The following is a 12,894-nucleotide window of genomic DNA, read 5'->3' as shown; positions in this document are numbered from 1 at the left end:
AAGCGCTCCCAGCCCTGGCGGATGCCGGCCTCGACGGCCACGCGCACGGGCGCGTCGCCGCTCGTCGCCTTGCGGTAGGCGGCCGGCTGCTGGTCGAACAGCTCCCAGCAGGGAACCGCGCCCCCGCGGGTCGGCTTGCCCTGGCCCTGCAGGATCTCCCGGGCGGCGACGGCCCGGCCGACCTCGGTGCCGGTGGCGAAGATCGTCACGGCCGCTTCGCCGTCGGCGGCCAGCAGCTCGTAGGCGCCCTTGGCGACCTGGTTCTCGCCGGCGCTGGTGCGCACGTGCGGGGTCTTCTGGCGCGACAGGCACATCACCGACGGGGTGGTGTTCTGCTGCAGGGCGACCTGCCAGGCCTCGGCGGCTTCAACGGCGTCGGCCGGACGGAAGACCAGGAGGTTGGGGATGGCGCGCAGGCTGGCCACCTGCTCGACCGGCTGGTGGGTCGGGCCGTCTTCGCCCAGGCCGATGGAGTCGTGGGTCATCACGTGGATGACCTTGGCCTGCATCAGGGCGCCCAGGCGGATCGCCGCGCGGCTATAATCGGCGAAGGCCAGGAAGGTGCCCGAATAGGGAATGACGCCGCCGTGCAGCGCCATGCCGTTCATCGCCGCGGCCATGCCGAACTCACGCACGCCGTAGTGGACGTAGCGGCCGGCGTAGTCGGGCGTGTCATAGGCGCCCATGCCCTTGACCAGGGTGTTGTTCGAGCCGGTCAGATCGGCCGAGCCGCCGATCATTTCCGGGATGGCCGGGATCAGCTGGTCCAGGGCCGAGCCCGAGTGGACGCGGGTGGCGTTGACCGGCTTGTTCTCGACGGCGGCGGCGATGTGGGCCTCGAGCTTCTCGAAGGCGTTCGCCGGCAGCTGGCCCTTCACGGCGCGGGTCAGTTCCGCGCCCTTGTCCGAGGCGGCGACGGCGGCTTCCCAGGCCTTGCGGACGCGGGCGCCGCGGCGGCCGACGCTCTTCCAGGCCTTGGCGATGTCGTCCGGCACGGTGAACGGCGCGGCGTCCCAGCCCATGGCGGCGCGGGCGGCGACGATCTCGCTGTCGAACAGGGTGTAGCCGTGGCTGTGGGGGTCGCCTTCCTTCGGACCGGCGCCCTTCGAGATCAGCGTCTTGCACGCGATCATGGTCGGGCGGTCCTGCTTGGTCGCCCAGCGCAGGGCGGCGGCGATCTTGCCGTGGTCGTGGCCGTCGACGACCTTCACCGCCCAGCCGGCGGCCTTGAAGCGCGCCACTTGGTCACCCGTCTCGGCGATGGTGGCGACGCCGTCGATGGTGGTGTTGTTGTCGTCGAACAGCACGGTCAGCTTGGACAGCTTCAGGCGGCCGGCCAGGCTGATGGCTTCGTGGCTGACGCCTTCCATCAGGCAGCCGTCGCCGGCGATCACCCAGGTGCGGTGATCGACGAGGTCCTTGCCGTAGACGGCGGCGAGATGGGCCTCGGCCATCGCCATGCCGACCGAGGTGGCCAGGCCCTGGCCGAGCGGGCCGGTGGTGGTCTCCACGCCCGGGGTGTGGTGCACTTCGGGGTGACCCGGGGTGAGCGAGCCCCACTGACGGAAGTTCTCGATCTCCTTCATCGTCACGGCCTTGTAGCCGGTCAGGTGAAGCAGGGAGTAGAGCAGCATCGAGCCGTGGCCGGCCGACAGCACGAAGCGGTCGCGGTCGGCCCAGTCGGGCTTTGCCGCGTCGAACTTCAGGAACTTGCTGAACAGCACGGTGGCCACGTCGGCCATGCCCATCGGCATGCCCTGGTGACCCGACTTGGCCTTGTGCACGGCCTCCATCGAAAGGACGCGGATGGCGTCGGCCATCTTGATCGGCGAGACGGGCATGGGGCTCTGGCTCTTCGGCTTTATATGTCTGTGGACGGCGGGGGCGCCTGCGCGGCCCGCACGTGACATGCGAGGCCGCCAGGGTCAAGCAAACCGGGCTCGACGCTCGAAAGCTGCGGCCGCTATGCAACGGCCGGCGGAACGGCTATAGCAGGGTACAGACTTATGCTCATTTTCAGCATAACCTCGAAAGGTCGGCCTCTTGGGTAGCCCGTCGTTCTTCTCGCCCTACCGCCACGGCTTCGTTCGCGTGGCCGCGGCCGTCCCCAAGGTGAAGCTGGCCGACCCGGCCATGAACGCGCAAAGCGTGCTCGACCTCGTGCGCCAGGCGCACGACCAGGGCGTGGCGGCCATCGCCTTCCCCGAACTGGGCCTGACCGGCTACTCCATCGACGACCTGTTGCAGCAGGACGTGCTGCTGGACGCCGTCGAGGCGGCGATCGCCACCCTGGCGCAGGCGAGCAAGACCCTCGCCCCGCTGTTCGTGGTCGGCGCGCCGCTGCGCGACGCCGGCCGGCTCTACAACACCGCCGTCGCCATCCAGGGCGGGCGGGTGCTGGCGGTCGTTCCCAAGAGCTTCCTGCCCAACTATCGCGAGTTCTACGAGCGCCGCTGGTTCACGCCCGGCGCCGGGGTGACCGGCAGAAGCCTGCGCCTGGCCGGCCAGGACGTTCCGTTCGGGACCGACGTGCTGCTGCGGAGCGGCGGCGAGAACCCGTTCACGGTCGGGATCGAGATCTGCGAGGACGTCTGGACGCCCAATCCGCCCAGCACCGCCCAGGCCCTGGCCGGGGCCGAGATCCTGCTGAACCTGTCGGCCAGCAACATCACCATCGGCAAGTCCGAGACCCGCCGCCTGCTGTGCGCCAGCCAGTCGGCCCGGGCGATCGCGGCCTATGTCTATTCGGCGGCCGGGGCGGGCGAGAGCTCGACCGACGTCGCCTGGGACGGCCACCTCGACATCCACGAGATGGGCGCCCTGCTGGCCGAGACCGAACGCTTCTCCACCGGCCCGACCTGGACCTTCGCCGACGTCGACGTCGAGCGGATCCGCCAGGAGCGCATGCGGGTGGGCAGCTTCGGCGACGCCATGGCCCTGGCCCCGCCCGCGGTCCCGTTCCGGGTGATCCCGTTCGACTTCCAGCCGCCGGCCGGCGACCTGGCCCTGGCGCGGGCGGTCGAGCGTTTCCCGTTCACGCCGTCCGATCCGGCCAAGCTGCGCGAGAACTGCTACGAGGCCTACAACATCCAGGTCCAGGGCCTGGCGCGTCGGGTCGAGGCGACGGGATCGAAAAGCCTGGTGATCGGCATTTCGGGAGGCCTCGACTCCACCCACGCCCTGATCGTCGCCGCCAAGGCCATGGACCAGCTGGGCCGGCCGCGCTCGGACATCCGCGCCTACACCCTGCCCGGCTTCGCCACCTCCGACCGCACCAAGAGCAACGCCTGGGCGCTGATGCGGGCCATGGGCGTGACCGCCGAGGAGATCGACATCCGCCCGGCCGCCCGGCAGATGCTGGCCGACATGGACCACCCCTTCGCGAAGGGGGAAGCGGTCTACGACGTGACCTTCGAGAACGTGCAGGCGGGCCTGCGCACCGACTACCTGTTCCGCCTGGCCAACCACCACAAGGGCATGGTGGTGGGCACCGGCGACCTGTCGGAGCTGGCCCTGGGCTGGTGCACCTACGGCGTCGGCGACCAGATGAGCCACTACAACCCCAACAGCGGGGTTCCCAAGACGCTGATCCAGCACCTGATCCGCTTCGTCTCGCACTCCGGCGACGTCGATGCGGCGACCACCGCCCTGCTCGACGACATCCTGGCCACCGAGATCTCGCCGGAGCTGGTGCCGGGCGAGGCGGTGCAGGCCACCGAGAGCTTCGTCGGCCCCTACGCCCTGCAGGACTTCAACCTCTACTACATGACCCGCTACGGCATGGCGCCGTCGAAGATCGCCTTCCTGGCCTGGAGCGCCTGGCATGACGCCGAGCACGGCGCCTGGCCGGCCGGCCTGCCGGAGGCCGCGCGGCGCGCCTATGACCTGGCGGAGATCAAGAAATGGCTGGAGCTCTTCCTGCGCCGGTTCTTCAACAACCAGTTCAAGCGCTCGGCCCTGCCCAACGGCCCCAAGATCTCGTCGGGCGGCGCCCTGTCGCCGCGCGGCGACTGGCGGATGCCTTCAGATGCGGCCGCCGACGCCTGGTTGGCCGAACTGAATGTGAATTGATTTCGACGCGCCAAAATAGCGCTTGCGGTGGCGCGTAGATTTAGGCGAGTGCAACTAGCGTTACAGAGGCGCTTGAGGAACCCTTATGACCGCCATTTACCCTGTCGTTCTATGTGGCGGTTCCGGCACCCGTCTGTGGCCCTCCTCGCGCCCAGACCAACCCAAGCAGTTCCTCAAACTCGTCGGTGAACGGTCAAGCTTCCAGGAAACCCTGCTCCGCGTGAAGGATCTCGACGGCGCGCGCGAGTGCGTGGTCGTGACCGGCGCGGCGATGGCCGAGATGGTCGAGCAGCAGGCCGCGGAAATCAACGTCCCCCTGACCGTCATCATCGAGCCCGAGGCGCGTGACTCCGGACCGGCGATCGCCGCGGCGGCCGCCTATGTCCGCACCCGGGATGTGGACGGCGTCATCCTGATGCTGGCCGCCGATCACTACATCGCCGAGCCTGACCTGTTCCGCGAGGCCGCCGGCGTCGCCGTGGCCGCCGCCACCAAGGACTATCTGGTGACCTTCGGGGTCAAGCCGACCGCTCCGGCGACGGGCTTCGGCTATATCCGCGCCGGCGCGCTGCTGATGGACGGCGTCCATGCCGTCGACGCCTTCGTGGAAAAGCCCGACCTGGCCACCGCGCTCCGCTACATGGCCGAGGACTACGTCTGGAACAGCGGCAACTTCGCGTTCTTCGCGCGGGTGCTGCTCGACGAGATGCTGGCCTTCGAACCCGACATCGCCCAGTCCGCCGTCGCCTCGGTCGAGACCGCGACTTTCGAGGACGGACGGATCTATCTGGGCGCCGAGGCGTTCAGCCGGGCCAGCAAGAAGTCTCTGGACTATTCGGTGATGGAACGAACCCAACGCGCGGCCGTCGCGCCCGCGACCTTCACCTGGTCGGACCTGGGCGCCTGGGACGCCATCTGGGAAATTTCCAGCCGTGACGAAGACCACAACGTCGTCCAGGGCGACGTGCACCTCATGGGCTGCTCGGGCGTTCTGGCGCGCTCCACCCGCCCGTTCGTGGGCGCCATCGGCGTCAGCGACCTGATGATCGTGGCCGAGCCGGACGCCGTGCTCGTCTGCCGGCGGCAGGACGCCCAGCACGTCAAGGCCCTGGTCGACTTCCTGAAGCACCAGGACCGGAGCATCGCCCACCGTCACGGCGTGTCGAACCGGAAGGGCGTCGCGCGCGAGACCCTGAGCCAGGCCAACGGCCACGCGATCGAAATGTGGCGCCTGGGCGCCGGGGCCGCCACCGTCCTGCCGATCGGGACCCTGCAGGTCCTGGAAGGAAGCCTTAGCCAGAGCGACCAGATCTGGACCGAAAGCTTCACCAAAAGCATCGACGAGCCCGTTTCCGTGCGCGCGGAGAGCCCCGCCGTGCTCCTGATCACGGCGAAGGCAGCGGTCGGCTGATCGTGCAACACGACGCCACGCGTCGGCCACCTTTTCACCTCAATGCCCAACCACGAAACGTCGCCGCATACGGCGCGCGACAAAGAACAGGTTCGACAGCCGGCGCGAAAAATCTTAACGCTCTCCGCTGCGGATATTCTGCCAATCCGCACCGCTATATTGACGGGCGCATAACAAGATCAGTGCTGACCACCCACAACTATCCCGACAAGGCGAAAGCATAGATGGTCCAAAAATCTCGACAGATGGACATTAGCGAAAAGCATATTGCGGCTTGGGACTTCACGACCGGAATCCTGCGCTGGCGGCTTTGGGCCTATCTGGGCGTTCAGGACATCCGTCAGCGGTATCGGCGCTCGTCGCTGGGTCCGCTCTGGCTGACGCTCGGCCTCGGCGTCACGATCCTCGGCATCGGCCTGCTCTATTCGCAGATCCTCAAGACGCCGCCGGGAACCTTCATCCCATTCATCGCCATCAGCCTGCTGGCCTGGAACTTCCTGTCCACCGTGGTCACCGAATCGACCACGGCCTTCCAGGCGGGGGCAGGGCTGATCTCGTCGGTCCGGGTGCCCTACACGACGTTCGTGCTGCGCTGCCTGGTGCGCAACCTGATCGTCGCGGCGCACTGCATCCTCCCGGTGGTGATCGCCTTCGTCTACTACAAGTATCCGGTCGACGTGGTGGCCCTGGCGGCGCTTCCCGGCCTGGTGCTGATGCTGCTCAACATGTATTGGCTGGCCCTGTGCCTGGCGATGGTCTGCCTGCGCTACCGCGACGTGGCCCAGATCGTGATCTACGCGATGCAGCTGGCCCTGTTCGTCACGCCGATCATCTGGCAGCCGACGCAACTGCGCGCGGGCACGCCCTTCCTGGCGTTCAATCCGATCTATCACCTCATAGAACTGATCCGAGCGCCGATCTTCGAGCATCGCGTCCCGCTGGCGAGCTACCAGTTTTCCGCCATCATGCTCGTGGTCGGCGGCGCGATCACCGCGCTCGTGTTCAACCGCTTCCGCCGCGACCTGGCCTATTGGATCTGACGAATGTCGATTTCACTTAGCAACGTCACCGTCGAACTGCCGATCTTCAGCGCCAACGCGCGATCCCTGCGCAAGCGTCTGACCCCGACCGCCGTCGGCGGCTCGCTGATGTCCCGCGGCGACAACAAGGTCATCATCCGCGCGCTCAACAACGTCAGCCTCAAGATCAAGGACGGCGAGCGCGTCGCCTTGATCGGCCCCAACGGCGCCGGCAAGACCACGCTGCTGAAGGTGCTGTCGGGCGTCTACGCCCCGACCCGCGGCAACGTGGCGATCTCCGGCGAGGTGTCCTCGGCGCTGAACACCAGCCTGGGCCTCGACGTCGAGCTCACCGGTCGCGAGAACATCTATCTGCTGGGCTACTATCGCGGCATCTCCCGCCCGGTGATCACCAAGGCCCTCGAGGACATCATCGAGACCGCCGAACTGGGCCAGTTCATCGACCTGCCGGTGAACACCTACTCGGCCGGCATGCAAGGCCGCCTGACCTTTGCCGTGGCGACGGCCTTCGAGCCCGACATCCTGATCATGGACGAATGGCTCGCGGCCGGCGACTCGCGGTTCGTGGCCAAGGCCTCGGAACGCACCGCCCGCTTCGTGTCCAAGGCCCGGATCCTGATCCTCGCCAGCCATTCGCTGGCGATCGTGCGCAACTTCTGCAGCCACGCCGCCTTTCTGAACTCGGGCTCGCTCGTCACCTACGGGCCGGTGGAGGACGTGATCTCCGCCTACGAGCACCAGCTCAACGCACCCTCACCGCCCGTCGCGGCGACGGCCTGAGGCCAGGGAGAATTCCGTGATAGATAAAATCGCCGCCCTCGTCCTCGCGTACAACGAAGCCGAGATGCTGCAGCACACGCTGCCCGTCATGAAACAGTGCGTGGACGAGATCATCATCGTCGACATGGGCTCGGACGACGGCAGCTTCGAGATCTACGAGAAGTTCCTGACCGAAGCCGACCGCGTCGTCAGCTATCCGCGCTCGAACCTTTTCGCTTTCGGCTTCGCCCATCCGCGGAACTACGGCACCCAGTTCACGCGCGCGAACTGGGTTCTCGCCATCGATTCCGACGAACTGGTCGAGCCCGACCAGGTCCGCGCCCTGCGCCAGCTGGATCCGGGCGCGACGCGCGCGTTCAACGTGACGCGCAAGAACTATCAGCAGGCCCCCGGCCTTGGTCTCCATGACCTGGACCAGCTGATCAAGACCGCCCCCTTCACGACCGAACAGCATCGCCGGTTCCACTGGAACGACCCCGCGATGCGCTGGGAGGGCCTGATCCACGAAGAGATCTGGGACGGCGGCGCCAGCGCCTACGCCACGGCCGGCCAGGTCGACGTGACGCTGCACCACCTGAACGCCTACAAGACGCACGGCTCGGCGCACGAGAAGCAGCTCCTGTATTCGTACATCACCCTGAAGGCCGTGGCGTTCCCGCGCTTCCAGTACGGCACCAACGACTATTGGTTCACCACCTTCGTGCAGCAGAACTTCGCGTCGCTGGTCGAGTACGCCAACGCGTTCAGCGACGCTCAGGGCCTGCCGAGGCTTCCGATGCCGCTGCTGACCGAGGCGCTCGACAAGTTGCCCGCGACCGCAGCGTCGTGAACTGGGCGCGGGCGCTCGTCACCGAAGCGCACGCCGGCCGCCCGGACCCTTCCTCGGGGTTCCGGGCAGGTCCTGCGGCTCTCGACCGGACGCGACCCGCGCTAACCGCCCGACGAATTCGGCACGACGCCCACCGGCCGCCCCTCGGCTTCCCGCGGGGCGTCCCGATGCCGCATAGTCAACGCCAGGACCAGTACGGCGACCGCCGCCAGGACCACGAACCAGATCTCACGCCGCAGCCAGCGATGACGGGGCGCGGGTTCGACGGCGACGCCTTCGGGCGGCTCCTTGCTCATTCGCGGGCTCCTCGATCGACCGGGCGCTCCGCCGGCGCCCCGAGTGATAGCGCGCCGGAAAGGCTGGGGTTCAACGCGGCCGCCGGACCGGGGCGGCATCCAGGATAGAAGTCTTCATGCCTCTGCAAAAGTTCAGTCCCGCGACGCTTCCGACGATCCTGTTGTCCGTCGGGGAGACCGTCGACTCCGCGGCCCGGTCGGGCATTCACCGCGTGGTCGTCGAACTCGCGCGGACCCTGGCGACCGTGTCGAACCTGCATCTCGTGCGCTGGGACGCCCAGGCCGGCCAGTTGCGACCGATCGACCACGACGAATTCGACCGGCTCTTCGGCTGCGGGCGTTGGCCCGCGGGCCTGCGCCCCCATCCGGCCGCCCGCCGCGTCGCCTACCGGTTTTCCGACCTCTGGGAGAGCCCCGAGGAAACCTGGCTCATCGATCCGGAAGTCGGCCATCACATTCCCGATCGGATGGAGGCCTTCGCCAAGGCGCTGTCGCAGTGCCGCGAGCGCGGCATCCGGGTCGCGACGGTCTTCTACGACCATATCCCGCTCTCACACGCGGCCTATCAGGCCGACAAGGCCGCCCATCTGCGCTATCTCGCCGAGATCAGCCGCGCCGATCTGATCCTGCCGATCTCCCACTGGAGCGCGCGCACCCTCGAGGATTTCTACGCCGGCCTGGGCCTGGCCGCGCCCGACGGGCAGATCCGGGCGGCGCCGCTGGCCGAAGCCCGCCAGGCCGCCCCGGCCGTCGCCGGCGGCCAGGAGACCGACAAGCGCCTGATCCTGTTGGTCGGCACCGTGGAGCCGCGCAAGCGCCAGGTGGAATTCCTGCGCGCCTTCGCGCGGGCCCAGAAGCGCAGCGCCGCGGCGCGCGGAATGCGGGTCCTGCTGGCCGGCTCCCTTCACCCGGCCGTCGCCCGCGAGTTCGAGGCCCTGGTGCAGGCCAATCCGTCCGTCGACTACCTGCGCTACGCCCCCGACGAGGTCATCGCCGATCGCCTGAAGGACACGGCCTTCACCGCCTTCGTCTCCGAGGACGAGGGCTTTGGCCTGCCGATCGCCGAAAGCCTCGCCGCCGGCCTGCCGTGCCTGTGCGCGAACTTCGGGGCGATGGCCGAGGTCGCCGAGGGCGGCGGCTGCCTGACCGTCGACGTGCGCCAGGAGGCCGCCCTGGAGGAGGCCATCGTCCGGCTCAGCGAGGACGCCGATCTTCGCCTCCGGCTGCGCTCCGAGATCGCCGCCCGCGCCCTTCGCACCTGGGACGACTACGCGCGCGACATCGTGCGTGAACTTTCCCTCGCCACGCCGGGCGCGGCGACCCCGGCCCAGGACGTCCGCGTCGCCCAAGGCGATGTGGAGGACGTCGAGACCCTCGCCGCCTCGGACGTGGCGGTCTTCTCGTCGACCCAGGCGCGCGACGCCTTCGTGGCGGCGGCCGCCGAGGCCGGCGTGAAGACGCTACTGCCCTCCCGGCTGGCGGTCGGCGAGGCGGAGGGCGCGCGCCTGACGGCCGAGCTGTCGGGCTTTCGCCAGCGCCTGGCCCGGATCGCCCGCGTCGAGAAACGTTATGCGGCCCTGCGCCAGGCTCTCGCCGGAGAGGCCCGGGAACGCCCGGTCTTCCTTCGCGTCGTTCTGTCCACCTACAACCGGCGCGACTTCGTCATCGAGAACATCAAGTGGCTGCTGGCCCAGCTGCCCAAGCATGCCGACCTCGAGATCGCCGTGGTCGACAACGCCTCCACCGACGGGACGGCCGAGGCGATCGAGCAGATGTTCCGCGGCACGCGGCTGCGCTGGGTGGTCAACCCGGCCAATGTCGGCATGCTCGGCAACATGCGTGAATGCTCGCTGCTGCAGGGCGCGGAGTATGTGTGGCTGGTCGGCGACGACGACTTCATCGTCCCGCAGCAGTTCGACGCGATCGTCGACAGCCTCAAGCGCCAGCGCGGCGTTCCCCTGGCCTACCTCAACTTCGGGGTCTACTACCGCCAGGCCCTGGGGCCGGCCGACACGCCCGAGCGCGTGATGGCCGAAAAGGTGCTGCTGGCCGAGCGGCCCATCGCCAGCGGCGTCTATCCGGTCAGGACGGTCGCCGCCCAGCACGACAACCTGTTCACGGCCATCTACATCAACATCTGGCGCTCCGACGTGCTGTCGGCCGCCTACGACCACACCTTCGCGGGCAAGCCCTTCGTCGACCTGGTCGAGAGCATCCCCTGCACCAAGACCATCCTCGAGAGCTTCGGCGAGTGCGACTCCTATTGGCACGCGCCCGTCAGCATCGTCGGCAACGCGCACAACAGCTGGGTGCGCCATCGCCCGCGCTGGCACGCTCTCCTGATGCCGCAGGCCCTGGCCCTGGCCCGGGACGCCGGCGTCGACGCCGAAACCCTCTGGCCGTGGGCGAGGCTGCAGGGCGAACTCTACGACGAGGCCCGCGGACTGGCCGCCGATCTGGGCCTTGGCCTGGACATGAGCGAAGCCGACGCCTTCGACATCAGCTGGCCCACCTTCCGGCGACGCCTAGTTCAGAGCGCTTCGAAATGACGTCCTTGATCTCCCGCATCCCCCGGGCGGCGCTGGCCGGCGCGCGCGCCCTCAAGCGCCACGGCCCGGGCAACCTGCTGAGCTTCGGCGTGGCGATGGTGCGCCGGCAGGGCATCGTCCCGACCTTGCGCTACGCCCTGCTGCCGCCGGTCGACCGAAAGCTCGCCCTGTCCAGCCTGGAGAGACGACGCCGGCTCGCCAACAACGAGCTGGCCGCCGACGAGGATCGCTTCGACGAGAAGGACCTCGACCGCCGCTTCGCGATGCCGCGCGCGCGCTGGGAGCAGAGGGTGCTGGCCCACGACCGCCACGTCGCCAAGCAGGAGACGCTGGCGGGCGGCCCGCGGCATCGCAAGCTCTCGCTCACCGTGGTGATCGCGCAGGGGCCGGCCGACGCCGTGTCGCGAACCCTGCAGAGCCTCGCCGACCTGCCGGACGATGCGCTCGCGTCGAGACCCCGCGCCTGGGGTCCGACGCTCCCGCCGGCCGCGCCGGCGGGGGTCACGATCCTGTCCGGCTGGTCCGACGTCCTGGCCCGGGCGGACGGCCTGGTCGTCTTCCTGCAGGCCGGCGACCGGCTGCTTCGGCGCTGGCCGCAGACGGTGGCTGCCGCCCATGCGCGCGGCGAGACCGAGGTCGTCAGCTTCGACATGGTTTCGCTGACCGCCGAGCAGGCCGCGCCGCTTTTCCTGCCCGGCGCCAACCCGCTGCTGGCGCGGCATGTCGACTACGCCTTCTCGCGGCTCGCGTTCCGCGCCGACGTCCTGGCCGCCTTCGCCGTTGCCCCCGCCCCCTACGACGCCCTGCGCGGCTGGATGGCCTCGCGCGGTCTCACGGACAGCCGCTCCGCGTGGCGGCACGTGTTCGAGGTCGTCGCCGAGATCGACCTGGATCCGCAACGCATCGTCGACGAGCGGACGCGGCTGGGCGAACGGACCAAGGCCTCGGCGCATCCGGGCGCCCAGGTCGGCGTCGTCATCTGCACGAAGGACAAGGGGCACCTGCTGCGCCAGCTGGTGCGCAGCCTCGACCTGGTCGCCAACCCGCTGATCAGCGACCTGGTGATCGTCTCGAACAACACCACCGCCCCCCACGCCAAGGCCCTGCTGGACGAGCTGGCCGGGGCGCCCAAGGTCAAGGTTCTGGTCCGCGACGAGCCGTTCAACTTCTCGCGGTTCTGCAATGCGGGCGCGAAGCTGACCGACGCCTCGCACCTGCTGTTCCTCAATGACGACATCGCCCCGGTCACCGAGGACTGGCTCGGGCGGCTCGTGGACGACGTCCAGGAGCCCGGCGTGGGCGTCGCCGCCCCGTTGCTGGTCTATCCCGACGAACGCATCCAGCACGCTGCGATGTATCTGGGCTTCAAGGGCATCGCCGGCCATACCCTGCGCCACGCCCGCCTGCCCGACGAGGACTACCTCTTCTACGCCAGCGCGCCGCGCGAGGTGAGCGCGGTCACCGGCGCGGCCATGATGGTCACGCGCGCCTGTTTCGAGGCCCTGAACGGCTTCGACGAGCAGCTTGCCACCTACCTGCAGGACGTCGACCTCTGCCTGCGCGCACGCCGCTCGGGCCACGCGGTCGTGTTCGATCCGCGGGCCGTCCTGATCCACATGGAGTCGGCGTCGATGCGCTCCGACGTCGCCAACAGCGCCTTGGCGCGCCGCCGGCAGCTGGAGCACAACTACTTCATCGCCCGCTGGGGCGGCTCGCTGCAGTTCGACCCGTTCCACAACCCGGCCTTCGGGATCGAGGACGAGTCGCTGCACAGCCTCACCCAGTTCACCTAGGCGCCTGACCGTCGAAGGCTAGACGGCCAGGAAGCGTCCGCCCCGTCTCGGCTTGCCCGGAGCGGGCGGCGGCGGCGCTGGCGGATCGGCGGCCGGCACGGTCGGCGCGGCTTCCGCGGCGGCGG

Annotated in this window: 9 protein-coding genes; 7 read left to right on the top strand and 2 right to left on the bottom strand. The window is 68.9% G+C overall.

What is annotated here, in order from left to right:
• Positions 1-1,841, bottom strand: a 1,841-nt coding sequence (gene tkt / locus DMC18_RS11495; RefSeq protein WP_110132945.1) for a transketolase, incomplete at its 3' end; no start/stop codon positions are given.
• A 202-nt stretch (positions 1,842-2,043) separates the two neighbouring features.
• Between tkt and DMC18_RS11490 the strand changes: the two genes are divergently transcribed.
• From DMC18_RS11490 to DMC18_RS11470, 5 genes are all read left to right on the top strand, one after another.
• Positions 2,044-4,071: an NAD(+) synthase gene (locus DMC18_RS11490; protein ID WP_110120570.1), complete on the top strand. Its 2,028-nt coding sequence runs from the start codon at positions 2,044-2,046 to the stop codon at positions 4,069-4,071.
• Between the two features lie 85 nt (positions 4,072-4,156).
• Positions 4,157-5,482: a mannose-1-phosphate guanylyltransferase/mannose-6-phosphate isomerase gene (locus DMC18_RS11485; protein ID WP_110120571.1), complete on the top strand. Its 1,326-nt coding sequence runs from the start codon at positions 4,157-4,159 to the stop codon at positions 5,480-5,482.
• 245 nt (positions 5,483-5,727) lie between these two features.
• Positions 5,728-6,522, top strand: coding sequence for an ABC transporter permease (locus DMC18_RS11480; RefSeq protein WP_158285900.1), 795 nt, complete (start codon positions 5,728-5,730; stop codon positions 6,520-6,522).
• Between the two features lie 3 nt (positions 6,523-6,525).
• Positions 6,526-7,302: an ABC transporter ATP-binding protein gene (locus DMC18_RS11475; protein ID WP_110120573.1), complete on the top strand. Its 777-nt coding sequence runs from the start codon at positions 6,526-6,528 to the stop codon at positions 7,300-7,302.
• Between the two features lie 16 nt (positions 7,303-7,318).
• Positions 7,319-8,131 (top strand): glycosyltransferase, encoded by an 813-nt coding sequence (locus tag DMC18_RS11470; protein WP_110120574.1) that lies wholly within the window; start codon positions 7,319-7,321, stop codon positions 8,129-8,131.
• A gap of 101 nt (positions 8,132-8,232) precedes the next feature.
• On the opposite strand, the gene DMC18_RS11465 is transcribed toward DMC18_RS11470, so the two are convergent.
• Positions 8,233-8,427 (bottom strand): hypothetical protein, encoded by a 195-nt coding sequence (locus DMC18_RS11465; RefSeq protein WP_110120575.1) that lies wholly within the window; start codon positions 8,425-8,427, stop codon positions 8,233-8,235.
• Positions 8,428-8,543: 116 nt separating this feature from the next.
• On the opposite strand from DMC18_RS11465, the gene DMC18_RS11460 reads away from it, so the two are divergent.
• Together DMC18_RS11460 and DMC18_RS11455 are read left to right on the top strand one after the other, a co-directional pair.
• Entirely contained in the window at positions 8,544-10,976 is a 2,433-nt protein-coding gene (locus DMC18_RS11460) for a glycosyltransferase (RefSeq protein WP_110132944.1), read from the top strand.
• Entirely contained in the window at positions 10,973-12,769 is a 1,797-nt protein-coding gene (locus tag DMC18_RS11455; protein ID WP_110132943.1) for a glycosyltransferase, read from the top strand. The genes DMC18_RS11460 and DMC18_RS11455 overlap by 4 nt, the downstream gene beginning before the upstream one ends.
• The last annotated feature ends 125 nt before the right edge of the window (positions 12,770-12,894 follow it).

Origin of the sequence: Caulobacter sp. D5 (assembly GCF_003185805.1) — a bacterium.
Lineage (GTDB): Bacteria > Pseudomonadota > Alphaproteobacteria > Caulobacterales > Caulobacteraceae > Caulobacter.
This window is presented reverse-complemented; position numbering and strand designations above follow the sequence as displayed.